This window comes from Exiguobacterium sp. (genome assembly GCF_020832205.1).
Lineage (GTDB): Bacteria > Bacillota > Bacilli > Exiguobacteriales > Exiguobacteriaceae > Exiguobacterium.
This window is the reverse complement of sequence record NZ_JAFIFD010000018.1, coordinates 1-23,540: the sequence shown is the minus strand read 5'-3', so window position 1 is coordinate 23,540 and position 23,540 is coordinate 1. Positions and strand designations below refer to the sequence as shown.

At 48.3% G+C, this 23,540-nt stretch carries 40 protein-coding genes and 1 rRNA gene; all 41 read left to right on the top strand.

What is annotated here, in order from left to right; genetic code table 11:
• Positions 1 to 33: 33 nt before the first annotated feature.
• On the top strand, positions 34 to 1,221 hold the full coding sequence (tuf, locus tag JJU47_RS03930) for an elongation factor Tu (protein WP_034781710.1): 1,188 nt from the start codon (positions 34 to 36) through the stop codon (positions 1,219 to 1,221).
• Between the two features lie 96 nt (positions 1,222 to 1,317).
• Positions 1,318 to 1,830: a nucleotidyltransferase family protein gene (locus JJU47_RS03925; protein ID WP_228616355.1), complete on the top strand. Its 513-nt coding sequence runs from the start codon at positions 1,318 to 1,320 to the stop codon at positions 1,828 to 1,830.
• A gap of 377 nt (positions 1,831 to 2,207) precedes the next feature.
• Positions 2,208 to 2,516 (top strand): 30S ribosomal protein S10, encoded by a 309-nt coding sequence (gene rpsJ / locus JJU47_RS03920; protein ID WP_016508894.1) that lies wholly within the window; start codon positions 2,208 to 2,210, stop codon positions 2,514 to 2,516.
• A 61-nt stretch (positions 2,517 to 2,577) separates the two neighbouring features.
• Positions 2,578 to 3,204: a 50S ribosomal protein L3 gene (rplC, locus tag JJU47_RS03915; RefSeq protein WP_024372182.1), complete on the top strand. Its 627-nt coding sequence runs from the start codon at positions 2,578 to 2,580 to the stop codon at positions 3,202 to 3,204.
• A gap of 28 nt (positions 3,205 to 3,232) precedes the next feature.
• A complete protein-coding gene (gene rplD, locus JJU47_RS03910) occupies positions 3,233 to 3,856 on the top strand; it encodes a 50S ribosomal protein L4 (RefSeq protein ID WP_228616353.1) in 624 nt (207 codons plus the stop codon).
• The gene (gene rplW, locus JJU47_RS03905) at positions 3,856 to 4,137 is read left to right on the top strand and encodes a 50S ribosomal protein L23 (protein ID WP_024372184.1); all 282 of its coding nucleotides are present in this window, start codon (positions 3,856 to 3,858) and stop codon (positions 4,135 to 4,137) included. The genes rplD and rplW overlap by 1 nt, the downstream gene beginning before the upstream one ends.
• A gap of 34 nt (positions 4,138 to 4,171) precedes the next feature.
• Positions 4,172 to 5,002: a 50S ribosomal protein L2 gene (gene rplB / locus JJU47_RS03900; RefSeq protein WP_228616351.1), complete on the top strand. Its 831-nt coding sequence runs from the start codon at positions 4,172 to 4,174 to the stop codon at positions 5,000 to 5,002.
• A gap of 66 nt (positions 5,003 to 5,068) precedes the next feature.
• On the top strand, positions 5,069 to 5,344 hold the full coding sequence (rpsS, locus tag JJU47_RS03895; RefSeq protein ID WP_012727673.1) for a 30S ribosomal protein S19: 276 nt from the start codon (positions 5,069 to 5,071) through the stop codon (positions 5,342 to 5,344).
• A gap of 20 nt (positions 5,345 to 5,364) precedes the next feature.
• Positions 5,365 to 5,697 (top strand): 50S ribosomal protein L22, encoded by a 333-nt coding sequence (rplV, locus tag JJU47_RS03890; protein WP_024372186.1) that lies wholly within the window; start codon positions 5,365 to 5,367, stop codon positions 5,695 to 5,697.
• Positions 5,698 to 5,710: 13 nt separating this feature from the next.
• The gene (gene rpsC, locus JJU47_RS03885; protein ID WP_024372187.1) at positions 5,711 to 6,370 is read left to right on the top strand and encodes a 30S ribosomal protein S3; all 660 of its coding nucleotides are present in this window, start codon (positions 5,711 to 5,713) and stop codon (positions 6,368 to 6,370) included.
• Between the two features lie 32 nt (positions 6,371 to 6,402).
• A complete protein-coding gene (rplP, locus tag JJU47_RS03880) occupies positions 6,403 to 6,840 on the top strand; it encodes a 50S ribosomal protein L16 (RefSeq protein WP_012727670.1) in 438 nt (145 codons plus the stop codon).
• Positions 6,827 to 7,030, top strand: a complete 204-nt coding sequence (gene rpmC / locus JJU47_RS03875) for a 50S ribosomal protein L29 (protein ID WP_012727669.1) — start codon at positions 6,827 to 6,829, stop codon at positions 7,028 to 7,030. The genes rplP and rpmC overlap by 14 nt, the downstream gene beginning before the upstream one ends.
• 33 nt (positions 7,031 to 7,063) lie before the next feature.
• Complete coding sequence (rpsQ, locus tag JJU47_RS03870; protein WP_016508930.1) at positions 7,064 to 7,324, top strand: 30S ribosomal protein S17; 261 nt, start codon at positions 7,064 to 7,066, stop codon at positions 7,322 to 7,324.
• Positions 7,325 to 7,367: 43 nt separating this feature from the next.
• Entirely contained in the window at positions 7,368 to 7,736 is a 369-nt protein-coding gene (gene rplN / locus JJU47_RS03865) for a 50S ribosomal protein L14 (protein ID WP_012727667.1), read from the top strand.
• Between the two features lie 37 nt (positions 7,737 to 7,773).
• A complete protein-coding gene (rplX, locus tag JJU47_RS03860; RefSeq protein ID WP_214841851.1) occupies positions 7,774 to 8,082 on the top strand; it encodes a 50S ribosomal protein L24 in 309 nt (102 codons plus the stop codon).
• Between the two features lie 32 nt (positions 8,083 to 8,114).
• On the top strand, positions 8,115 to 8,654 hold the full coding sequence (rplE, locus tag JJU47_RS03855) for a 50S ribosomal protein L5 (RefSeq protein WP_016508927.1): 540 nt from the start codon (positions 8,115 to 8,117) through the stop codon (positions 8,652 to 8,654).
• A gap of 20 nt (positions 8,655 to 8,674) precedes the next feature.
• Positions 8,675 to 8,944: a 30S ribosomal protein S14 gene (rpsN, locus tag JJU47_RS03850; RefSeq protein ID WP_034781694.1), complete on the top strand. Its 270-nt coding sequence runs from the start codon at positions 8,675 to 8,677 to the stop codon at positions 8,942 to 8,944.
• Between the two features lie 31 nt (positions 8,945 to 8,975).
• Positions 8,976 to 9,374 carry a 30S ribosomal protein S8 gene (gene rpsH / locus JJU47_RS03845; RefSeq protein ID WP_021066614.1) on the top strand — a complete coding sequence of 133 codons (399 nt, stop codon included), beginning with the start codon at positions 8,976 to 8,978 and terminating at the stop codon, positions 9,372 to 9,374.
• Positions 9,375 to 9,407: 33 nt separating this feature from the next.
• Positions 9,408 to 9,947, top strand: coding sequence for a 50S ribosomal protein L6 (gene rplF / locus JJU47_RS03840; protein ID WP_228616350.1), 540 nt, complete (start codon positions 9,408 to 9,410; stop codon positions 9,945 to 9,947).
• A 34-nt stretch (positions 9,948 to 9,981) separates the two neighbouring features.
• Complete coding sequence (gene rplR, locus JJU47_RS03835; RefSeq protein ID WP_012727661.1) at positions 9,982 to 10,344, top strand: 50S ribosomal protein L18; 363 nt, start codon at positions 9,982 to 9,984, stop codon at positions 10,342 to 10,344.
• 20 nt (positions 10,345 to 10,364) lie between these two features.
• Positions 10,365 to 10,865: a 30S ribosomal protein S5 gene (gene rpsE / locus JJU47_RS03830; protein WP_021066616.1), complete on the top strand. Its 501-nt coding sequence runs from the start codon at positions 10,365 to 10,367 to the stop codon at positions 10,863 to 10,865.
• 15 nt (positions 10,866 to 10,880) lie between these two features.
• Positions 10,881 to 11,066 (top strand): 50S ribosomal protein L30, encoded by a 186-nt coding sequence (rpmD, locus tag JJU47_RS03825; RefSeq protein ID WP_024372193.1) that lies wholly within the window; start codon positions 10,881 to 10,883, stop codon positions 11,064 to 11,066.
• Between the two features lie 33 nt (positions 11,067 to 11,099).
• Positions 11,100 to 11,540 carry a 50S ribosomal protein L15 gene (gene rplO / locus JJU47_RS03820; protein WP_021066618.1) on the top strand — a complete coding sequence of 147 codons (441 nt, stop codon included), beginning with the start codon at positions 11,100 to 11,102 and terminating at the stop codon, positions 11,538 to 11,540.
• Positions 11,540 to 12,829, top strand: coding sequence for a preprotein translocase subunit SecY (secY, locus tag JJU47_RS03815; protein WP_228616347.1), 1,290 nt, complete (start codon positions 11,540 to 11,542; stop codon positions 12,827 to 12,829). The genes rplO and secY overlap by 1 nt, the downstream gene beginning before the upstream one ends.
• A gap of 78 nt (positions 12,830 to 12,907) precedes the next feature.
• Positions 12,908 to 13,558 carry an adenylate kinase gene (locus JJU47_RS03810; protein WP_034817137.1) on the top strand — a complete coding sequence of 217 codons (651 nt, stop codon included), beginning with the start codon at positions 12,908 to 12,910 and terminating at the stop codon, positions 13,556 to 13,558.
• Positions 13,555 to 14,313, top strand: coding sequence for a type I methionyl aminopeptidase (gene map / locus JJU47_RS03805; RefSeq protein ID WP_228616345.1), 759 nt, complete (start codon positions 13,555 to 13,557; stop codon positions 14,311 to 14,313). Before JJU47_RS03810 ends, map begins: the two co-directional genes overlap by 4 nt.
• A 105-nt stretch (positions 14,314 to 14,418) precedes the next feature.
• Positions 14,419 to 14,637: a translation initiation factor IF-1 gene (gene infA / locus JJU47_RS03800; protein WP_021066622.1), complete on the top strand. Its 219-nt coding sequence runs from the start codon at positions 14,419 to 14,421 to the stop codon at positions 14,635 to 14,637.
• 30 nt (positions 14,638 to 14,667) lie between these two features.
• Positions 14,668 to 14,781, top strand: a complete 114-nt coding sequence (gene rpmJ / locus JJU47_RS03795) for a 50S ribosomal protein L36 (protein ID WP_003156543.1) — start codon at positions 14,668 to 14,670, stop codon at positions 14,779 to 14,781.
• A gap of 19 nt (positions 14,782 to 14,800) precedes the next feature.
• Complete coding sequence (gene rpsM / locus JJU47_RS03790; RefSeq protein WP_024372197.1) at positions 14,801 to 15,166, top strand: 30S ribosomal protein S13; 366 nt, start codon at positions 14,801 to 14,803, stop codon at positions 15,164 to 15,166.
• A gap of 16 nt (positions 15,167 to 15,182) precedes the next feature.
• Positions 15,183 to 15,578, top strand: coding sequence for a 30S ribosomal protein S11 (gene rpsK / locus JJU47_RS03785; protein WP_021066624.1), 396 nt, complete (start codon positions 15,183 to 15,185; stop codon positions 15,576 to 15,578).
• 92 nt (positions 15,579 to 15,670) lie between these two features.
• Positions 15,671 to 16,615, top strand: coding sequence for a DNA-directed RNA polymerase subunit alpha (locus tag JJU47_RS03780; protein WP_021066625.1), 945 nt, complete (start codon positions 15,671 to 15,673; stop codon positions 16,613 to 16,615).
• Between the two features lie 24 nt (positions 16,616 to 16,639).
• Complete coding sequence (rplQ, locus tag JJU47_RS03775; protein ID WP_012727650.1) at positions 16,640 to 16,993, top strand: 50S ribosomal protein L17; 354 nt, start codon at positions 16,640 to 16,642, stop codon at positions 16,991 to 16,993.
• A gap of 69 nt (positions 16,994 to 17,062) precedes the next feature.
• Positions 17,063 to 17,899: an energy-coupling factor transporter ATPase gene (locus JJU47_RS03770; protein ID WP_228616343.1), complete on the top strand. Its 837-nt coding sequence runs from the start codon at positions 17,063 to 17,065 to the stop codon at positions 17,897 to 17,899.
• Positions 17,875 to 18,753 (top strand): energy-coupling factor transporter ATPase, encoded by an 879-nt coding sequence (locus JJU47_RS03765; RefSeq protein WP_228616341.1) that lies wholly within the window; start codon positions 17,875 to 17,877, stop codon positions 18,751 to 18,753. Before JJU47_RS03770 ends, JJU47_RS03765 begins: the two co-directional genes overlap by 25 nt.
• Positions 18,744 to 19,541, top strand: coding sequence for an energy-coupling factor transporter transmembrane component T family protein (locus JJU47_RS03760; protein ID WP_366511933.1), 798 nt, complete (start codon positions 18,744 to 18,746; stop codon positions 19,539 to 19,541). Before JJU47_RS03765 ends, JJU47_RS03760 begins: the two co-directional genes overlap by 10 nt.
• Positions 19,538 to 20,278 (top strand): tRNA pseudouridine(38-40) synthase TruA, encoded by a 741-nt coding sequence (truA, locus tag JJU47_RS03755; protein WP_228616339.1) that lies wholly within the window; start codon positions 19,538 to 19,540, stop codon positions 20,276 to 20,278. Before JJU47_RS03760 ends, truA begins: the two co-directional genes overlap by 4 nt.
• A 154-nt stretch (positions 20,279 to 20,432) precedes the next feature.
• Positions 20,433 to 20,870, top strand: coding sequence for a 50S ribosomal protein L13 (gene rplM / locus JJU47_RS03750; RefSeq protein WP_024372202.1), 438 nt, complete (start codon positions 20,433 to 20,435; stop codon positions 20,868 to 20,870).
• 25 nt (positions 20,871 to 20,895) lie between these two features.
• The gene (gene rpsI, locus JJU47_RS03745) at positions 20,896 to 21,288 is read left to right on the top strand and encodes a 30S ribosomal protein S9 (RefSeq protein ID WP_021066631.1); all 393 of its coding nucleotides are present in this window, start codon (positions 20,896 to 20,898) and stop codon (positions 21,286 to 21,288) included.
• Positions 21,289 to 21,422: 134 nt separating this feature from the next.
• A complete protein-coding gene (locus tag JJU47_RS03740) occupies positions 21,423 to 22,454 on the top strand; it encodes an Mrp/NBP35 family ATP-binding protein (RefSeq protein ID WP_228616337.1) in 1,032 nt (343 codons plus the stop codon).
• A gap of 11 nt (positions 22,455 to 22,465) precedes the next feature.
• Positions 22,466 to 23,110, top strand: coding sequence for a KinB-signaling pathway activation protein (locus tag JJU47_RS03735; protein ID WP_228616335.1), 645 nt, complete (start codon positions 22,466 to 22,468; stop codon positions 23,108 to 23,110).
• A gap of 356 nt (positions 23,111 to 23,466) precedes the next feature.
• A 16S ribosomal RNA gene (locus tag JJU47_RS03730) occupies positions 23,467 to 23,540 on the top strand; the annotation flags it as partial.

The window sequence follows — 23,540 nt, the reverse complement described above, 5'->3', positions numbered from 1 at the left end:
AAAACTAATTGTCTAATAGAGGAGGAATCTAGAATGGGTAAAGAAAAATTCGACCGTTCTAAACCGCACGTTAACGTTGGTACAATCGGCCACGTCGACCACGGTAAAACAACTTTGACTGCAGCGATCTCAGCTGTACTTTCAAAAGCACAAGGGAAAACAGCTACAAAGTTTGACGCAATCGATGGTGCTCCTGAAGAGCGTGAGCGCGGTATCACAATCGCAACAGCTCACATCGAGTACGAAACAGACAAACGCCACTATGCACACGTTGACTGCCCAGGTCACGCTGACTATGTTAAAAACATGATCACTGGTGCTGCACAAATGGACGGCGCGATCCTCGTTGTTTCTGCAACTGATGGCCCAATGCCACAAACACGTGAGCACATCCTTCTTTCACGTCAAGTAGGTGTTCCTTTCATCGTCGTATTCATGAACAAAGTTGACATGGTTGATGACGAAGAACTCCTCGAGCTCGTTGAAATGGAAATCCGTGAACTTCTTTCTGAGTACGACTTCCCAGGCGACGACCTCCCTGTAATCAAAGGTTCAGCACTTGGCGCGCTTAACGGCGAAGCACAGTGGGAAGAAAAAATCATGGAACTCATGAACGCTGTTGATGAGTACATCCCTGAGCCAGTTCGTGACACGGACAAAGAATTCATGATGCCAGTTGAGGACGTATTCTCAATCACTGGTCGCGGTACTGTAGCGACTGGTCGTGTTGAGCGTGGTGTTCTCCGCGTCAACGACGAAGTTGAAATCGTTGGTCTTACAGAAGAAACTAAGAAAACTGTATGTACTGGTGTAGAGATGTTCCGTAAGCTTCTCGACTACGCTGAAGCTGGCGACAACATCGGTGCCCTTCTCCGTGGTGTATCACGTGAAGACATCGAGCGTGGACAAGTACTTGCTAAGCCAGGTTCAATCACGCCGCACTCGAAGTTCAAAGCTTCGATCTACGTTCTTTCTAAAGAAGAGGGTGGCCGTCACACGCCATTCTTCGCGAACTACCGTCCGCAGTTCTACTTCCGTACAACTGACGTAACAGGTATCGTTCACCTTCCAGAAGGTACTGAAATGGTAATGCCAGGAGACAACATCGAGTTGACGATCGAATTGATTTCTACAATCGCGATCGAAGACGGAACACGTTTCTCAATCCGTGAGGGTGGCCGTACTGTAGGTGCTGGTTCGGTAACAGAAATCATCGAGTAATCGGTGACTCAAGCAGTCCGCTTTATGCGGGCTGCTTTTTTTATTTGCCTACACATCGTGTTAGAATGGGACATATTGCAGAAGGAAGGAGTGAAGATGATGAAAGCAAAACTCGAGACGCTCTGTCGACTGAATGGAATCGCGTGTCGGATTGGGGGTTCTACTTTGCTCCGCCATCATGGGCTAGTGGAAACGGCCAACGACTTGGACGTCTTTGTCGAACCGGATCAATTCGAGCGATTGGACAACGTGCTGCGCCGTGCCGGAGAGAAGCTTGATTCGACACCGCATCCGGATTATATGACGACTTACTTTGGTGAGTATGTGTTTGAAGGTGTGGACATCGATGTGATGGCAAGTTTCCGTATGAAATGTACCGATGGGATTTATACGCATCCTTTCATGGAACCGCAAGATGGATGGATGCGACTAGAAGAGTGGGTCGTCCTTTACACCGTGATGGGACGGGCGGAAAAAGTCGATCTGCTGCATGACTACTTTCAGACGGTCCCGTTAGACGAAACGGTGATCCAAACGTGCTTGAAACGGGCGCCCGCCTCGATTGTCGAGAGTGTGACGACACGCTTCCGTGACTTGATGAAACGCTAGGCGGAGTTGGCACGAGGGTTCGGTTCGAAAATAGTTCAACAAAAGAAGGAAAATAGCTTGCAAAAGGTCAGGAATCTTGTTACATTAGTGAACGTTGAATAACTCATCAGACATCCGGCACGTCTTTAAAATCAAATCTTGCAATTCGTTTGCAGATTCGATATAATGATTAAGTGTTTGTGCGAGTGGTGAGAGACTTTACAGCAGAAAACGGGTCCAATCGTTGATTTGCAATGATCGGATACCTCTGCTGACACAAGCACGCTGCGATGAAGCGGGAGGTTATGACACGCCAGGCAGCTTTGCCATGGCCGGTGTGGAAATTTCCGCGGAGAACTGTCTATTTTTAAAATAGGCGACAAAGGAGGGAAACTTACATGGCAAATGAAAAAATCCGTATTCGTTTAAAAGCATACGACCATCGCGTTCTCGATCAATCAGCTGAGAAAATCGTTGAAACTGCGAAGCGTTCAGGTGCAAAGGTTTCGGGACCAATCCCGCTTCCAACTGACAAATCGATCTACACGATCCTTCGTGCCGTTCACAAGTACAAAGATGCTCGTGAGCAATTCGAAATGCGTACACACAAACGCTTGATCGACATCGTTAACCCAACACCAAAAACGGTTGATGCGCTTATGCGCCTCGAATTACCATCAGGTGTTGACATCGAAATCAAACTTTAATTCTTCATATAGTAGATACTAGCCAGAAGAGACAATAATTATTAAACAGGAGGTGTATCTCATGGCTAAAGGAATCTTAGGAACAAAACTCGGTATGACTCAAATCTTCAACGAAGCAGGCGAAGTCGTACCAGTAACAGTAGTTGCTGTCGAAGGAAACGTCGTGCTTCAACTTAAAACAGTTGAAACAGACGGTTACGAAGCAGTTCAACTCGGTTTCAGCGACGTGAAAGAATCACGTCAAAACAAACCGGCAAAAGGTCACGCTGCGAAAGCAAACGCGACACCTAAGCGCTTCATCAAAGAGATTCGTACTTCAGTAGAAGGATACGAAATCGGTCAAGAGATCAAGGCGGACATTTTCGCTGCAGGTGAATTAGTAGACGTTACAGGTACTTCAAAAGGTAAAGGATTCCAAGGTGCAATCAAGCGTCACGGACAATCACGTGGACCAATGGCCCACGGTTCGCGCTACCACCGTCGTCCTGGTTCGATGGGTCCTGTAGCTCCTAACCGCGTATTCAAAGGGAAACTTCTTCCTGGTCAAATGGGCGGAGAGCGTAAAACGATTCAAAACCTTGAAGTTGTTAAAGTTGACGTGGAACGCGGCCTTGTACTCGTTAAAGGCGCAATCCCAGGCGCTCGCAAGTCGAACGTCATCATCAAAACAGCGGTAAAAGGTAACTAATTAACTGCACGGAAAGGAGGAATTACGAATGCCTAAAGTAGCTTTGCTTAACCAAACAGGTTCACAAGTTGGCGAAATCGAATTGGCAGAAGCCATCTTCGGTATCGAGCCAAACGAATCAGTACTTTATGACGCGATCGTCATGCAACAAGCATCACGCCGTCAAGGTACTCACGATACGAAAGGTCGCTCGGAAGTACGCGGTGGCGGCCGTAAACCATGGAAACAAAAGGGAACTGGTCGTGCGCGCCAAGGTTCGATCCGCTCACCACAATGGGTTGGTGGTGGAACAGTCTTCGGTCCAACTCCACGTTCATACTCTTACAAGCTTCCTAAGAAAGTTCGTCGTCTTGCACTTCTCTCGGCTTTGTCGACTAAAGTACAAAACAACGAAATGATCGTCCTCGAAGGCCTTGCTTTCGATGCACCAAAAACAAAAGACATGGTTGCTGTTTTAAGCAGCTTGTCAGTAGAACGTAAGGCTCTTGTAGTCACAGCGGACTACAATGAGACTATCGCTCTCGCAGCTCGTAACATCCCAGGAGTGACTGTGATCGAAGCAGCAGGCGTGAACGTTCTTGACCTCGTTGCTAACGACAAAGTCATCTTCACTAAAGATGCGGTTGCGAAGGTAGAGGAGGTGCTTGCATAATGGCACAAGCATACGATATCATCAAACGCCCGATCATCACTGAACGTTCAGTTAGCCTCATGGAAGCTAACAAATACGTTTTCGAGATCGAAGTTAAAGCGACTAAATCGCAAGTAAAACACGCTATCGAAACAATCTTCAATGTGAAAGTTGCTTCGGTAAACACAATGAACATGAAACCGAAAGCGAAACGTGTCGGTCGTCACTCTGGTTACACATCACGCCGTAAAAAAGCGATCGTAACTCTTGCTGAAGGCAACACAATCGACTTCCTCGGTTAATTGACTACTTTACAAGAAAAGGAGGGAATCCTCGATGGCAATTAAAAAGTTTAAGCCGACCACTAACGGTCGCCGTAACATGACATCTCTCGACTTTGCAGAGATCACTACGAATCGCCCTGAAAAATCGTTAACTGAAAAGCTTTCGAAAAAAGGCGGACGTAACAACCAAGGTCGTTTGACTGTACGTCACCAAGGTGGCGGGCACAAACGTAAATACCGTATCATCGATTTCAAACGTAACAAAGATGGCATCGTCGGACGCGTTGCAACGATCGAATACGATCCAAACCGTTCAGCAAACATCGCCCTCATCAACTATGCAGATGGTGAGAAACGTTACATCCTCGCTCCTAAAGGGATCAAAGTAGGCATGGAAATCATGGCTGGCCCAGAAGCGGACATTAAAGTAGGGAACGCGTTACCACTCGTAAACATCCCTGTCGGTACTACTATCCACAACATCGAGCTTAAGCCTGGTAAAGGCGGTCAGCTTGTTCGTGCGGCTGGTGCATCGGCACAAATCCAAGGACGTGACGGCAAGTACGTCATCGTTCGTCTTCAATCAGGTGAATCACGCTTGTTCCTCGGCACTTGCCGCGCGACAATCGGTTCAGTTGGTAACGAAGAACACGAACTCGTAAACATCGGTAAAGCAGGACGTTCACGTTGGTTAGGCAAACGCCCAACAGTACGTGGTTCTGTAATGAACCCGGTTGATCACCCACACGGTGGTGGTGAAGGTCGTGCGCCAATCGGTCGTTCGGGCCCACTTACTCCTTGGGGTAAACCAGCTCTTGGTCTTAAAACACGTAAGAAAAACAAATCGAGCGACATGTACATCCTTCGTCGCCGTAAGAAATAATCACTACATGATTCTCGGGCGGTTCGAAAGAGCCGTTCCCGAATCATTCCAAAGGGAGGTTCTATCATGGGTCGCAGCTTGAAAAAAGGTCCATTCGCAGATCACCATTTGCTCGCTAAAGTTGACAAACTCAACGAATCTGGTGAAAAGCAAGTTATTAAAACTTGGTCACGTCGCTCGACGATCTTCCCAGAATTCATGGGTCACACGTTCGGTGTACACGATGGTCGTAAACACGTACCAGTATTCGTGACAGAAGACATGGTTGGTCACAAACTTGGTGAGTTCGCTCCAACACGCACGTACAAAGGTCACGGATCAGACAAGAAAACGAAACGGTAATTTGAGGGGAGGTCAAATCCATGCAAGCTAAAGCATCAGCTAATATGGTCCGTCTTGCTCCTCGCAAAGCACGTCTCGTTGTAGACTTAATTCGCGGGAAACAAGTCGGCGAAGCGCTCTCTGTCCTTGCTCACACGAACAAGGCAGCGTCGCCAGTCGTTGAAAAAGTATTGAAGTCGGCGATTGCTAACGCAGAGCACAACTACGATATGAACATTGAGAACCTTGTTGTCACAGAAGCTTTCGTCAACGAAGGTCCAACACTCAAACGCTTCCGCCCACGTGCGATGGGTCGCGCAAGTCGTATTAACAAACGCACAAGCCACATTCACATCGTGGTAACTGAAAAATAAGGAGGGATATGTAGTGGGTCAAAAGGTAAATCCGCACGGTCTTCGCGTTGGTATTATCAAAGACTGGGATTCGCGTTGGTACGCTGAGAAAGACTACGCAGATCTCCTTCATGAAGACTTCGTTATTCGTGAATACATCGAAAACAAAATGAAGGATGCTAGTGTTTCTAAAGTAGAAATCGAACGCGCTGCAAATCGCGTGAACATTTCGCTTCACACTGCGAAGCCAGGTATGGTTATCGGTAAAGGTGGTTCGGAAATCGAGTCACTCCGTAAAAATATCACTAAACTTGCAGAAGGCAAACGTGTTCACATCAACGTTGTTGAAGTGAAAAACGCGGACGCTGTTGCAAAACTCGTTGCTGAAAACATCGCTCGTCAATTGGAAGGTCGCGTATCTTTCCGTCGTGCAATGAAGCAATCAATTCAACGTTCGATGCGTACAGGCATCAAAGGGATCAAAACAGAAGTTTCTGGTCGTCTTGGTGGCGCTGATATCGCTCGTTCAGAGAAGTACTCGGAAGGAACAGTTCCACTTCACACACTCCGTGCCGACATCGACTACGGAACAGCTGAAGCAGACACAACTTATGGTAAAATCGGAATCAAAGTCTGGTTGTACCATGGTGAAGTTCTTCCAACTAAAAACAACACAGCGAAAAACGCTGAATAATAAACACTCTTTCAGGAAGGAGGCAACACACTATGTTGTTACCTAAACGCGTGAAATATCGTCGTGTACACCGTGGTAAAATGCGCGGGAATGCAAAACGCGGCACAACAGTACATTTCGGTGAATTCGGTCTCCAAGCTCTCGAAGCGAGCTGGATCACAAACCGTCAAATCGAATCAGCACGTATCGCAATGACACGTTATATGAAACGTGGTGGTAAAGTGTGGATCAAGATCTTCCCACACAAACCATACACGAAAAAGCCTCTCGAAGTCCGAATGGGTTCGGGTAAAGGTGCTCCAGAAGGCTGGGTAGCTGTAGTTAAGCCTGGCAAAGTAATGTTCGAAATCGCAGGTGTATCTGAGGAAGTGGCACGTGAGGCGCTTCGTCTTGCATCGCACAAACTTCCAGTAAAATGTAAGTTCGTGAAACGTGAAGAAAATGGTGGTGATACGAATGAAAGCAACTGATCTCCGTCAATCAACAACTGAAGAGCTCAACGGTAAAGTAGGCGAGTGGAAAGAAGAACTCTTTAACCTTCGTTTCCAATTAGCTACAGGTCAGCTTGAGAATCCTGCTCGTATCCGTGAAGTACGCAAGTCGATTGCGCGTGCTAAAACGATTCTTCGTGAACGCGAACTCGGCATCAACAACGGCTAATCTAATCGGATTCTTGAAGAGGAGGTAACACTCATGGAACGCAATAAGCGTAAAGTACTCACTGGACGCGTCGTGTCTGACAAAATGGACAAAACGATCGTCGTTGCAGTTGAAACAAAAGTACGTCATAAGCTTTATGGAAAACGTGTAAACTACACGAAGAAATTTAAAGCACACGATGAGAACAATGTCGCTAAAGTAGGCGATGTGGTCCGCATCGCGGAGACACGTCCGCTTTCTAAAGACAAACGTTTCCGTCTCGTAACAGTAGTAGAAGAATCAGTAATCATCTAATAACAGTTCGGATCTATAAACATCCGGAGGGAGGTACACTCGCATGATTCAACAAGAATCTCGCTTGAAAGTAGCAGACAACTCTGGCGCGCGTGAACTGTTGACAATTAAAGTCCTCGGTGGTTCAGGTCGTAAGACTGCCAACATCGGTGACATCATCGTCGCGACGGTAAAACAAGCAACACCAGGTGGCGTTGTTAAAAAAGGTGACGTTGTCAGAGCAGTTGTCGTTCGTACAAAACGCGGCGCTCGTCGTAAAGATGGTTCGTACATCCGTTTCGATGAGAACGCAGCAGTCATCATCAAAGATGACAAGAGCCCACGCGGCACTCGGATCTTCGGGCCAGTTGCACGTGAACTTCGTGAAAAAGAATTCATGAAGATCGTTTCGTTGGCACCGGAAGTACTTTAATTTCCAATTTCAATCCTATAAGGAGGTGCGCAAAACGATGCATGTTAAAAAAGGCGATACAGTCCAGGTAATGTCTGGTAAAGATAAAGGCAAGCAAGGGGTTATCCTCAAAGCTATGCCAAGCAAGAACCGCGTAGTCGTTGAAGGGGTTAACGTGATGAAAAAACACGCTAAACCATCACAAGCGAATCCACAAGGCGGTATCCTTGAAATCGAAGCACCAATTCACGTCTCGAACGTCATGCCACTCGACCCTAAAACGGGCAAACCAACTCGTGTTGGTTTCAAAGTAGTCGATGGTAAAAAAGTTCGTGTCGCGAAATCGGGCGAAGTACTCGATAAATAAGAAGAACGTGACGAAAGGAGGTCCATTTGACTATGAACCGTTTGCAAGAGAAGTATAAAAGCGACATCGTGAAAGCGATGATGGATAAATTCAACTATGACTCGGTTATGCAAGTGCCACAAGTCGACAAGATCGTTATCAACATGGGTGTAGGTGACGCTGTTTCGAACTCGAAAGCTCTTGACATGGCTGTGGAAGAATTATCAATTCTTTCAGGTCAAAAACCACTCGTAACGAAGGCTAAGAAATCAATCGCTGGTTTCAAACTTCGTGAAGGCATGCCAATCGGTGCGAAAGTAACTCTTCGTGGCGAGCGCATGTACGATTTCCTCGACAAATTGGTAACTGTTTCACTTCCACGTGTACGTGACTTCCGCGGTGTATCGAAGAAAGCATTCGACGGACGCGGTAACTACACGCTTGGTGTGAAAGAGCAACTTATTTTCCCTGAGATCGATTACGATAAAGTAACTAAAGTACGCGGTATGGATATCGTTGTTGTTACAACAGCGAACACAGACGAAGAAGCACGTGAATTGCTCACACTTCTCGGCATGCCATTCCAAAAATAATCTAAAGGGAGGTCGACAACATGGCTAAAAAGTCAATGGTGAATCGCGAACACAAACGCGAGAAACTCGTTGCCCAGTACGCTGAGAAACGTGCACAATTAAAAGCTGAAGGCGATTATATCGGACTCAGCAAATTGCCACGTAACTCGTCACCTGTACGTCTTCATAACCGTTGCCGTATCACAGGTCGTCCACATGGTTACATGGGTAAATTCGGGATCAGCCGTATCAAGTTCCGTGATCTTGCATACAAAGGTCAAATCCCTGGTGTTAAAAAAGCAAGTTGGTAATCCACTAACAGTGTGAAAGGAGGTACATCGCATGGTAATGACAGACCCTATTGCAGATATGCTTACACGTATCCGTAACGCTAACATGGTGCGCCATGAAAAATTAGAGCTTCCAGCTTCTAATATCAAACGTGAGGTTGCAGAGATCCTCAAGCGTGAAGGTTTCATTCGCGATGTTGAATATATCGAGGACGCTAAACAAGGTACACTTCGTCTTTTCCTTAAATATGGAGCAAGCAACGAACGTGTTATCACTGGTCTCAAACGTATTTCGAAACCAGGTCTTCGTGTATATGCAAAAGCAGATGAAGTACCAAAAGTGCTCGGAGGACTCGGTATCGCAGTTCTTTCGACATCAAAAGGTCTTATGACTGATAAAGAAGCTCGCCAACAACAAGTCGGCGGCGAAGTGCTCGCCTACATCTGGTAAGTCACTTTTCTAACAAGAACGGAGGTGTAATCAATGTCACGTATTGGTAAAAAACCAGTTACGATTCCAGCTGGCGTTACTGTAACAGTTGCAGAAGACAACACGGTCACAGTAAAAGGTGCTAAAGGTGAACTTTCGCTTTCAGCTAACCCAGCATTGGAAGTCAAAGTTGAAGAAAACGAATTGACTGTCGTTCGTCCGGATGACTCGAAAGAGAACCGTACGATCCACGGTACGACACGTGCCCTTATCGCCAACATGGTGGAAGGTGTGTCTAACGGATTCCAGAAAACACTTGAGATCTCAGGGGTTGGTTACCGTGCTGCTAAGCAAGGGAACAAACTCGTCCTCAGCCTCGGTTACTCGCACCCAATCGAGTACGTTGCTGAAGAAGGCATCGAGATCGAAGTTCCTTCAAACACGCAAATCATCGTTAAAGGGATTAGCAAAGAGCGCGTCGGTCACGTCGCAGCTCAAATCCGCTCGTACCGTGCTCCAGAACCTTACAAAGGTAAAGGTGTTCGTTACTCTGATGAACGTATTCGCCGTAAAGAAGGTAAGACTGGTAAGTAATTCGTCACGAAATGAACGGAAAGGAGTGGCATAAATGATCACAAAAGCAGATAAAAATGCAGTTCGTAAAAAGCGTCATGCTCGTGTACGTCGTACGATCACGGGGACAGCAGCTCGTCCACGTTTGAACGTATTCCGCTCAAGCAAACACATTTACGTACAACTCATCGACGACGCGGCACAAACAACGCTTGTGTCAGCATCTTCGAAAGATAAAGCTCTCGATCTTACAAACGGTGGTAATGTTGAAGCAGCGAAAGCTGTCGGTAAACTTGCTGCTGAACGTGCACTCGAGAAAGGTATCGACACTGTTGTGTTCGACCGTGGTGGATACCTCTATCATGGCCGCGTCAAAGCTGTTGCTGAAGCAGCTCGTGAAGCAGGTCTTAAATTCTAATAAAAAGGAGGGGACACTCGATGCGCCAGTTAGACGTTAACATGGAACAACTCGAAGAACGCGTTGTTACCGTAAACCGCGTCGCGAAAGTCGTGAAAGGTGGCCGTCGCTTCCGTTTCGCCGCTCTCGTTGTCGTAGGTGACAAGAATGGTCACGTCGGTTTCGGTACAGGTAAGGCACAAGAGGTGCCTGAAGCGATCCGTAAGGCTATTGAAGCCGCTAAGAAAAATATGGTTCAAGTACCAATGGTCGGTACAACAATTCCACACGAAATCACAGGAGTATTCGGAGCAGGTCGTGTATTCATGAAACCAGCTTCTGAAGGTACTGGGGTTATCGCAGGTGGTCCGGTTCGTGCCGTACTCGAACTTGCAGGTGTAGGTGACATCCTTTCGAAATCGTTAGGTTCGAACACACCAATCAACATCGTCCGCGCGACGGTTAAAGGCTTGACAGAGCTTAAAAAAGCAGAGGAAGTTGCTAAACTACGCGGTAAAAGCGTAGAAGAACTTCTTAAATAAGGGAGGGAATTAGACATGGCGAAACTCGCAATCACCCTCACACGCAGCATTATTGGCCGTCCTGAGGATCAGCGTGTAACAGTGCGTACACTTGGTCTTCGCAAAATGCATCAGACAGTCGTTGTCCCTGACAACGTCGCGATGCGCGGTATGGTCAAAAAAGTGTCGCACCTTGTGACTGTAAAAGAAATCAACGAATAATTAATAGATCTTACTAAATAAGGAGGTGCCACTATGAAACTCCATGAATTGAAGCCAACTCCAGGTTCACGTCACGAACGCAACCGTGTCGGTCGCGGTATGGCGACTGGTAACGGTAAAACTTCTGGCCGTGGACACAAAGGTCAAAAAGCTCGTTCGGGCGGTGGCGTTCGTCCAGGATTTGAAGGTGGGCAAAACCCACTTTACCGTCGTCTTCCAAAACGCGGTTTCAACAACCCTACTCGTAAAGAGTATGCAGTTGTTTCCCTAGACACGCTTAACCGTTTCGAGGCAGGTACTGAAGTAACTCCAGAACTCTTAATCGAGACTGGTGTTGTCAGCTCTGCTAAAGACGGGATCAAAGTACTTGCTAACGGCAAGCTTGAAACAAAATTGACTGTAAAAGCCAACAAATTCTCGGGTGCAGCGAAAGAAGCGATCGAAGCAGCTGGCGGTTCAGTTGAGGTGATCTGATGTTTCAGACGATCTCCAATATGTGGCGCGTGAAAGATATTCGACAGCGTATTCTCTTCACACTCGCAATCATCATCATTTTCCGCATCGGGGCCCATATCCCGGTGCCGATGGTGAATACGGATGTGTTGCGTTTTGACTCAGGTGGTCTTTTAGACTTCTTGAACTTGTTTGGAGGAAATGCTTTACAGAACTTCTCCCTGTTCGCAATGGGGATCATGCCGTACATTACGGCATCGATCGTCGTGCAACTCTTACAAATGGACGTCGTCCCGAAGTTTGCCGAATGGGCAAAACAAGGTGAGGCGGGTCGTAAGAAGTTAGCGACGGTCACGCGCTATGGAACGATCATCTTAGGATTTATTCAAGCGACGTCATTGTCGTTCGGATTCAACCGTCTCTACCCAGGTCTCGTCAACGAGACGTGGGGAACGGCGACCTACTTTGTGATCGCGATTGTACTCACTGCAGGTACAGCGTTCTTGATGTTCTTAGGTGAGATGACGACGGAGAGAGGTGTTGGGAATGGTATTTCCATCATTATCTTCGCCGGTATCATCGCTGGGTTCCCAAGAATCTTCACGCAGATTTATGAAACGAAACTCCAAAATGCTGGAGATGCGTTATTCATCAACATTGTTTACTTGGTTGTATTGGCGTTGGTCATTTTGGCTGTGACGGTTGGGATCATTTATGTTCAACAAGCGGCACGCAAAATTCCGATCCAATATGCGAAACGCACGGCGAACCGTACCCCAGTGGGCGGTCAGTCGACGCACTTGCCGATCAAGCTAAACGCAGCAGGTGTTATCCCGGTTATCTTCGCGATTTCCTTTATGGTGACACCACCAACTGTTGCAAGCTTCATTGCTTCGCCGGAAACGACGCAGAAGTTGCAGTCTTACTTTGATACGACAGCTCCAATCGGAATGTCGATTTACGTAGCACTCATCATCGCGTTCGCTTACTTCTACACGTTTGTTCAGGTTAACCCGGAACAAATGGCAGAAAACCTGCAGAAGCAAGGTGGTTATATCCCTGGGATTCGTCCTGGGGCGCAAACAGAACAGTACATCACGAAGTTGCTTTATCGATTGACGTTCTTCGGAGCGATCTTCTTATCGTTCGTCGCGATCATGCCGACAATCTTCATTAAACTTGCCGGTCTTCCAACTTCGGTGCAAATCGGAGGGACGAGCTTGTTGATCGTCATCGGGGTAGCCCTCGAAACGATGAAACAAATCGAAAGCCAACTCGTAAAACGACACTACAAAGGCTTTATCCGTTAAAGCGGAAGGAAGGGTAAACCCTTCCTTCCTGTCGTGTTACGACCTGTTCGTGAAAAACAAAACTGGAGGCTAACTGAGATGAATCTAGTACTCATGGGCTTACCGGGTGCAGGGAAAGGTACTCAAGCGGCTAAAATCGTCGAAGAGTATCAAATCCCACACATTTCGACAGGCGACATGTTTCGTGCGGCAATCAAAGGCGGAACGCCACTCGGAAAAGAAGCAAAATCGTTCATGGACAAAGGTGAACTCGTACCGGATGAGGTAACAATCGGAATCGTACGTGAGCGCTTGAGTCAAGATGATACGAAAAACGGCTTCTTGCTCGATGGATTCCCGCGTACTGTTGCTCAAGCAGAGGCACTCGAAAGTTTGCTTAAAGATTTGGGAAAACAGATTGACCACGTCGTCAACATTGATGTGGATGCGGAAATTCTCGTCCCGCGTTTGACAGGTCGTTGGATCTGCCCGACGTGTGGTGCGACATATCACGTGATCTTCAATCCACCAAAAGTGGAAGGCATTTGTGATGTGGATGGGTCGGCTCTCATGCAACGTGAAGACGATAAAGAAGAAACGGTTCGCCGTCGCCTTGACGTCAACATCGAGCAATCGAAACCACTCATTGACTTTTACGCTGAAAAAGGGTATCTTCGTACATTGGATGGAGATCGTCCAATCGATGTTGTTTACGCCGATGTCAAAGCGTTACTCGGTGATACTGAATGATCATCACGAAGACGCCTCGTGAAATTGCGATTATGCGTGAGGCTGGGCAAATTGTTGCTCGAACGCACCAGGTGCTCAAAGAGCACATCAAACCAGGAATCACGACGCTTGACCTCGACCGGATTGCGGAAGATTACATTCGCAGCCAAGGTGCAACACCTTCGTTCAAAGGCTACAACGGGTTTACCGGTAGCGTTTGTGCATCGGTGAATGAAGAACTTGTTCATGGCATTCCCGGAAAGCGGGTACTGAACGATGGAGATATTATCTCAATCGATATCGGTGCTTACTATAACGGATACCATGGAGACTCGGCCTGGACTTATCCAGTCGGGACAATCTCGGAAGAGACACAGCGGTTACTTGACGTAACTGAAGAAAGTCTGTATAAAGGATTGGAGCACGCCAAGGCTGGACAGCGATTAACGGATATCTCACATGCGATTCAAGCGTATGTTGAGTCACACGATTTTTCGGTCGTCCGCGAATACGTCGGTCATGGTGTTGGACAAAATTTGCATGAAGAACCGCAAATCCCACACTATGGTCCACCGGGGAAAGGGCCACGCCTGAAGACTGGAATGACGTTAGCTATCGAACCGATGGTGAACGCTGGTCAACGCTATGTTCGGACACTGGCTGACAACTGGACAGTTGTGACAGTGGACGGTAGCATGTGCGCCCACTTTGAGCACACCATCGCCATCACAGACGATGGATACGAGATTCTAACGAAACTCGATTCCGGTGAATGAGGCTCTATTGCTTCGTGCTGATCCGTTATGGATCCTTCTCTCACAGTACAATGCGATAGATCGTCTGTGCTCCTAAATATCTTCATATAGAAAGGGGAATAAATGATGGCGAAACAAGATGTCATTGAAGTGGAAGGCACTGTTGTCGAACCACTTCCAAACGCAATGTTTAAAGTGGAGTTAGAAAACGGCCACACGGTGCTCGCGCACGTCTCAGGGAAAATTCGGATGCACTACATTCGAATCCTTCCAGGTGACCGCGTAACTGTCGAGTTGTCTCCGTACGACTTGACTCGCGGGCGGATTACGTACCGTTACAAGTAACTCCGATTTTTCCAGGAGGAGGGTATAATCATGAAAGTAAGACCGTCGGTAAAACCGATCTGCGAAAAATGTAAAGTTATTCGTCGTAAGGGTAAAGTAATGGTAATTTGCGAAAACCCGAAACACAAACAAAAACAAGGTTAATCTAAGAGGAGGTGCACACATGGCACGTATTGCTGGTGTAGATATTCCACGCGAAAAACGTATCGTTATTTCGCTCACATACATCTTTGGTATTGGTAAAACAAGAGCACAAGAAATTTTGAAGGCTGCAAACGTATCTGAAGACTCACGCACACGTGATCTTACAGAAGACGAAATCAACCGTATTCGTGAAGCAATCGACGGAATCAAAGTTGAAGGTGACCTTCGTCGTGAAGTTTCACTCAACATTAAGCGTTTGATCGAGATCGGCGCATATCGCGGTGTCCGTCACCGTCGTAGTCTCCCTGTTCGCGGTCAAAACACGAAGAACAACTCGCGTACTCGTAAAGGCCCACGCCGTACAGTAGCGAACAAGAAGAAGTAAAGGAGGGAATTGAACAATGGCGAAACGTAAGCAAAACGTACGTTCTAAACGTAAAGTTAAAAAACATGTTGAAGTCGGTGTGGTACACATCCGTTCTACATTCAACAACACAATCATTACAATCACTGACACGCAAGGTAACGCGATCTCATGGGCTACTTCTGGTAACCTTGGATTCAAAGGATCACGTAAATCAACACCGTTCGCAGCACAATTGGCTGCTGAAACTGCAGCGAAAGTTGCAATGGACAACGGTATGCGTACAGTAGAAGTTAACGTTAAAGGTCCTGGTGCTGGACGTGAAGCGGCTATCCGTGCCCTCCAAGCTACTGGTCTTGAAGTAACTGCAATCCGTGACGTAACACCAGTTCCGCACAACGGTTGCCGCCCTCCAAAACGTCGCCGCGTATAATCGCTTGAGCGTGTGATGGGCTTACCTAGCACGGACAGCATATACAATGCAGTGCAAACTGCATGGCAGGATACACTCAAGGAGGGGTTCAGATGATCGAGATTGAAAAACCAAAGATCGAAACGGTCGAAATCAGCGAGGATGCTACGTTTGGTAAATTCGTAGTCGAACCGCTTGAACGTGGATATGGCACGACTCTCGGTAACTCACTACGTCGAATTTTATTGTCATCGCTCCCTGGTGCAGCGGTAACGGCAGTTCAAATCGATGGCGTGCTTCACGAGTTCTCTACGATTGACGGTGTCGTCGAAGACGTCACACAAATCGTATTAAACCTGAAGAAGTTAGCGCTCAAAGTGTACTCGGACGAAGAGAAGACACTTGAGATTAACGTTTCAAGTGCCGGTGCTGTCACTGCGGCAGACATTACCCATGATAGCGACGTTGAAATCTTGAATCCTGAGCTCCACATCGCGACTCTCGCTGACAACGCGACGCTTCGCATGCGTTTGACTGCTCGCCGTGGTCGTGGTTACGTCCAGGCAGAAGATAACAAACGTGACGATATGCCGATTGGGGTCATTCCAATCGATTCGATCTACACACCGATTCAACGCGTGAACTACGAAGTAGACAAAACACGTGTCGGTCAAGATGCTAGCTTCGATAAGCTTCTATTAGACGTGTGGACAGATGGTTCAATCCGTCCGGAAGAAGCGGTATCGCTCGGGGCGAAAATTTTGACAGAACACTTGAACATTTTTGTTGGGTTGACGGATGAAGCTCTCAATGCAGAAATTATGGTCGAGAAAGAAGAAGACCAAAAAGAAAAAGTACTCGAAATGACGATTGAAGAACTCGATCTCTCAGTTCGTTCGTACAACTGCTTGAAGCGCGCCGGCATCAACACTGTTCAAGAACTCGCAAACAAATCAGAGGAAGAGATGATGAAAGTTCGTAACCTCGGACGTAAATCACTCGAAGAAGTTCAACTCAAGTTGGACGAGCTCGGTTTGGGCTTGCGTAAAGAAGACTAAGTTCAACCGAAGGAGGGAAATGTAATGGCTTATTCGAAACTCGGCCGTACAAGCTCGCAGCGTAAGGCACTTTTGCGTGATCTTGCAACTGACCTTATCATCAACGAGCGCATTCAAACAACTGAACAAAAAGCGAAAGAACTTCGCCCAGTCGTTGAAAAATTGATCACTCTTGGGAAACGTGGCGATCTTCATGCCCGTCGTCAAGTAGCTTCATTCGTTCGCAAAGAGAACGCTGGAGAAAAAGACGCAATCCAAAAATTGTTCGAAGACGTGGCACCACGCTACGCTGAACGTCAAGGTGGATACACACGCATCATGAAAGTCGGCCCACGCCGCGGTGACGGTGCTGAAGTTGTAATCATCGAACTCGTCTAATTCATTAGGCAGTCAACAGGGCATGCGGTGACGTATTGCCCTGTTTCCACATCGGAAAGGAGTCGACAGATGGAAACGCAGATTATGGTACGCGATATCGTGTTTCGTTACCCGGGACAGACCGAGCCAGCCTTAAACGGGCTGTCACTCGATGTATACAAAGGGGAATGGCTCGCCATCGTCGGCCATAACGGTTCTGGTAAGTCGACTTTAACGAAGCTGTGGAACGGGCTTTTGCTTCCTCAAGAAGGAGAAGTCCGGGTAGAGACACTTGATCCGACGAACGCCACAGACGTGTGGGACGTTCGAAAACTGGTCGGTGTCGTCTTCCAAAATCCCGACAACCAGTTTGTCGGGGCGACCGTGCGCGATGATGTGGCATTCTCTCTCGAAAACATGGGACTTCCACGTCAAGAAATGGTTCGTCGAATTGATGACAGTCTAGCGCGCGTTGGATTATCGGAACTAGCGGACCGTGAACCGCATCAGTTATCCGGTGGACAAAAGCAGCGTGTTGCGATTGCTTCGGCTCTCGCAATGCGCCCGCATGTCCTCGTGCTCGATGAAGCGACCTCGATGCTTGACCCGATTGGGCGTAAAGAGGTGTTACAAACGGTGCAACAGCTCGTCTCAGAAGGGATGACCGTTGTCGCCATTACCCACGAGCTCGACGAAGTGTTGTTTGCTGACCGTATTATTGCCCTGTCGAAAGGCGAAATCGCCATGACCGGGACACCTGAAGACGTGTTTCAACATCCGGACGCGTTACGTGCCATCCAACTCGATGTGCCGTTCATTGTCAGGATGCAACTCGAACTGAAGGAACGAGGCATTCCACTCGATCGTCTGATGCTACAACATTCGGAGTTGGTGAATCATCTATGCCGATTAGCATTGAAGAAGTGACTTACCTATACCAATTGAATACTCCGTTTGAACGAACCGCGCTGCGCGATGTGAATGTAAGAATTCCGTCGGGGGCGCTTGTTGCGTTTCTTGGCCATACCGGCTCAGGAAAGTCGACGCTCGTTCAACATTTGAACGGACTATTGCGACCGTCGAAAGGGAAAGTCGTCGTCGACGATATCGAAGTCCGGGCGATCACAAAACGACGTGACAAAAAACAAAGCTTACTCCCGCTTCGGCGCCGCGTTGGGCTCGTCTTTCAATATCCCGAACATCAACTGTTCGAAGAGACGGTCGAACGCGACGTCATGTTTGGTCCGCGTAATTTTGGTGCGGCCGAGGCCGAAGCGAAAGAGCGGGCTCATGCCGCTCTCCGTCTCGTCGGTTTAGACGAGGCGCTATGGACACGTTCCCCGTTCGACTTGTCAGGGGGACAAATGCGCCGTGTGGCGATTGCAGGCGTGCTCGCAAGCCGTCCTGACGTGTTGGTCGTCGATGAACCGACAGCCGGGCTCGATCCACTCGGGCGCCGGGAGATGCTCAGTTTGTTCAAACGGTTGAAAGAAGAACTCGAGTTGACGCTCATTCTCGTCTCGCACGACATGAATGACGTCTTGACGTACGCCGAACGTGTCGTCGTCATGGAACGAGGCGCGGTTGCCTTCGATGGGGATCCATTCGTCTTGTTCCGCGACGAAGCGCTCGTTCAGTCGTTGCAACTGGATGTTCCACACGTCCTCGCGCTAGCGCTCGAACTCGCGCCCGCGTTCGGAGAACCGGCTCCGTCGTTACGGACAGAGAGTGAGTTGGCGGATTGGATTGCGGCCCAGCTGCAAAAGGAGGGATCCGTGTGATCATCGGACAATACATTCCGGGGCACTCATGGCTTCATACGCTCGATGCCCGGGCGAAGACGTTATTTATTCTCTTGTTCATCCCGGTCGTCTTTTTGGCGGACAACTTATGGACGAACGTGTTCTTGCTCGCGTTCACACTGTTTGCGGTTAAACTGTCGCAACTGTCTTGGCGCTACTTATGGAACGGGTTGCGGATGATTCTGTTTCTCATCATCTTCACGCTCCTCTTGCAACTGTTCTTCAATCGGGACGGGGACTTGCTCGTCTCGTTCGGACCGTTCGCGATTTACTCGGAAGGGATTCGCATGGGGCTGATCGTCTCGCTTCGTTTCTTTTATCTCGTCATGTTAACGACACTCGTCACGCTCACGACGACACCGATGGAACTGACGGATTCGATTGAGGCCGGACTCCGTCCGCTCGAACGCTTCAAAGTCCCGGCGCACGAGATCGCCCTCATGCTGTCCATCTCTCTTCGGTTCTTGCCGACGCTCGCTGACGAGACAGACCGAATTATGAAAGCGCAGCAGGCCCGGGGCGTGGATTTAAAGAGCGGCCCGATCAAAGACCGTCTCAAAGCGGTCGTTCCCCTTATGATCCCGTTATTCGTATCGGCGTTTAAGCGTGCTGAGGACCTCGCTACGGCGATGGAGGCCCGTGGGTACCGTGGGGGCGAAGGGCGGACGAGATGGCGGGAGATGACGTGGCATCGCCGTGATACGGCATTACTCGTCTCGTTCGTCGTATTGACGCTTATGTTGTTAGGATTGCGAGGGATTGGATGAGACGAATTAAAATGACGATCGCCTATGACGGGACGAACTATGCCGGTTATCAAGTCCAGCCCAACGGCAACACGATTCAAGCGGAAGTGGAGGCGGTCTTGAACCGGATGCATGGCCGAGCGGTTAAAGTCGTGGCTTCAGGGCGTACCGATGCGCGCGTCCATGCGAAAGGGCAAGTGCTGCACTTTGACACCCATCTCGGTATGCCGGCCGACCGTTTCGTCAAGGCGTTGAATGCGATGTTGCCGGATGACATTCTCGTCAAGACCGCTATCGACGTAGAGACAGACTTTCACGCCCGCTACGGAGCGAAGCGGAAAGAGTATCGCTATTTCGTAAGGGCGGAAGCCGATCCGTTCCGACGCCATCATGCCGTGACGGTAACGTATGATCTTAATATCGAACGGATGCGGGAAGCGCTCGTCCATTTAGTCGGCACGCACGACTTCACGTCGTTCTCCGTGACAAAAGCGGAAGTGAGTGACCGTGTGCGAACGATCTATGAGGCGGGACTCGTAGAAACGGAGGACGAGATGTATTTTCGTTTCGTCGGTTCGGGCTTCTTGTACAACCAAGTCCGAATCATGGTCGGGACGTTGCTCGAGGTCGGCAGGGGCAAGTACGAGCCGGCCGATATCGTCCGGATGTTAGGCGAAAAAGACCGCCGCGCCGCTGGAATTACGGCGCCGCCGCACGGCCTTTATTTATGGAACGTGAATTATGAAAAAGTAGATTGACATTCCCTTTATAAAATCGTATTATATTCATTGGCATTTCATTTTCATATTGAGAGATGAACCACAATCTTAGCCCCGTAAACTAGGATTATGATAAAGCATCACCCAAGCAGTAAAAAAATTTAGTGAACAGACATTTTAGGAGGTATTCCACATGCGCACGACATTCATGGCAAAAGCATCTGAAGTAGAACGCAAATGGCTCCTTATCGACGCAGAAGGCAAAACACTTGGTCGTTTGACTAGTGAAGTAGCATCACTTCTTCGCGGTAAGCACAAGCCAACTTTCACACCACACGTTGATTGCGGAGACCACGTCATCATCATCAACGCTGAAAAAATCCACTTAACTGGTAACAAGTTGAATGACAAGATCTACTACCGTCATTCAGGTCATCCAGGCGGTTTGAAATCACAAACTGCAAAAGAGCTTCTTGCAAAACGTCCAGAGCGTATGCTTGAACTCGCGATCAAAGGGATGCTTCCAAAAGGATCACTCGGTCGTCAATCATTCAACAAACTCCACGTTTACGCTGGAGCTGAGCACAAGCACGAAGCACAAAAACCAGAAGTTTACGAACTTCGCGGTTAATCGGGACACAGGGAGGAACTAAACGATGGCAGATGTACGTTACTACGGAACAGGCCGCCGCAAACACTCGGTGGCTCGCGTTCACCTCGTTGCAGGTGACGGTAAAGTTGTTGTAAATGGCCGCGATATTTCAGAATACTTCGGTCATGAGACTTTGATCATGATGGCTAAATCACCACTCGTATTGACTGAAACAGAAGGTAAATACGATGTAATCGTTAACGTTAACGGCGGTGGATTCACTGGACAAGCTGGAGCGATTCGCCACGGCGTATCACGTGCGCTTCTTCAAGCGGACCCAGAATTCCGTCCAAGCCTCAAAGAAAAAGGCTTCTTGACTCGTGACGCACGTATGAAAGAGCGTAAAAAATACGGTCTTAAAGCAGCACGTCGCGCACCACAGTTCTCGAAGCGTTAATCTTCGGGCAAGTCTTTACTCTCCTCCTTTCGGGTGGAGAGTTTTTTTGTATGCAAATTTGCCGATTTCTGTTCCCTCAAGAAAACGCTTTTTTTGATATACTGTTAGCGAGACAGAAATTAGGGGGAAATGACATGCTTACAGTAGAACAAGTTCGCGAAGAGTTAGCAGGGTTGGTCGATCCGACGATCAACCGTACGCTTGGAGATACAGCTGGTGTGAAGGACGTCCGTATCAAAGAGGATTATGTCAGTGTGAAAGTCGCGCTCGGTCAGACAGGAAGCGGTGAACAACTGCAGTTACAACAAGAGATCGTGACGCTCCTCAAAGGCAAAGGGTTTAAGACGGTTGGGCTTCGATTTGAGGCGCTCAATGATGAGAGCTTGAAAGAAGCGACGAAACCCGCCATTTTGCGTGAGAACTCCGGCACCACGTTCATCGCCATCGCATCGGGTAAAGGTGGCGTCGGCAAATCGACCGTCTCTGTCAACTTGGCCGTCGCCTTGGCGCGAGCGGGCAAGAAAGTCGGATTGATCGATGCAGACATTTACGGGTTCAGCGTACCGGACATGCTCGGGATTGAAGAGCGTCCTGTCGTTCGTGGTGAGAAGATTATCCCGGTCGAGCGGTTCGGTGTCAAAGTCATTTCAATGGGCTTCTTCGTCGAAGATAACGCTCCGGTCATTTGGCGGGGGCCAATGCTCGGGAAAATGCTCAACAACTTCTTTAATGATGTGGAGTGGGGCGATCTCGACTACTTGTTGCTCGATTTACCACCGGGCACAGGAGACGTCGCGCTTGACATCCATTCGATGCTCCCGTCTTGCCAAGAGTTGATTGTCACGACACCACACGCGACCGCGGCCTTCGTCGCCGCACGTGCCGGCGCGATGGCGATCAAGACGAACCATAAAGTTCTCGGCATCATTGAGAACATGGCGTATTTCGAAAGCAAAGTGACCGGTGAAAAAGAATATGTCTTTGGCCATGGCGGCGGTGAGAAATTATCAGAGGCGCTGAAGAGCAAATTGCTCGCCCAAATCCCGCTCGGTCAGCCGTATGAAAACGACGAAGACTTTGCGCCGTCAGTCTATCGTGACGGCCATCCGTTTGAAACGACGTACAACGATTTGGCGCAAGCGGTGATTCAGCAAATAGAAGGGTGAATGGTTAACAGATGAAGGTACAAGGGTTTTTACGGTTATTTTGGACGACGCTCGTCTTCGGGACGTTATTCGGGTTCTTGATGAACTTGTTGGCGAACCCGGGCTATTTAGTGAGCCAATCATGGGGGGCCATCGTGACAGCGCTCAGTTATTCAAGTACATGGACCGGCATCAGCATGATGGGGTTCTTCGCTTATTTGATTGTTCATCGTGTCGGGTTGGACTTGTTTCGCGGACCGAGGCTTTGGAATCGTGTCCAAGTCCTCTTAATCGCCTTCGCGTTGTTTGATGCGGTCTACTTCCGTATACTTGCCTTTGGCAACGATCATATGTGGCGTTACATCGGCGAGATGGTCGTGTTGGTTATCGTCTCGTGGATCGTCGCGACGAGCAAAGCGAAGCAAACGAACGCGAGTGCGTTCATTCCGACACTCTTCTTGATGGTTGTCATCACGTTGATTGAATGGATTCCCGCGCTTCAAACGACAGATGAAGTGGCACTGTTATGGCCGGCGCTGGCGACACTCGTGTTCGCGAACGCTTACCAAGTGTTGATGCTTCATCGGTTCCAGGCGCCTGCAGAGGAACCGGTAGAAGCACGGCAGCAAAAAGGTACGAACAAAACGAAAAAACGTGTAGCCTCGAAGTCGTCTTGAATGAAAAGTGGAGAAGGGAGAACGTCCGATTGGATGTCCTTCCTTCTTTTTTTCGCCTTGGACAGAGTGAGGCGAATCAAATTTAAGAAATGATAAAGTTTTTTTAGAAAAACAGTTGACGAAAATGGGGGGCGCTGATATATTAATAAACGTCGCTGCTGTTCAAGTTTGAACAACAGAAAGCGAGTGAAAAAAATAATAAAAAGTGGTTGACTTTAAATAGTCAAATCGCTATTATTAAAAAGTCGCTAACACGACAACGAATTGGTCTTTGAAAACTGAACGATGAGGCAAAAAAAGTTTTACAAGTTTTGATTGAAGCGCAAGCTTCGTCATTTTCAAGAGCTATATCAAATTCTTTGGAGAGTTTGATCCTGGCTCAGGACGAACGCTGGCGGCGTGCCTAATACATGCAAGTCGAGCGCAGGAA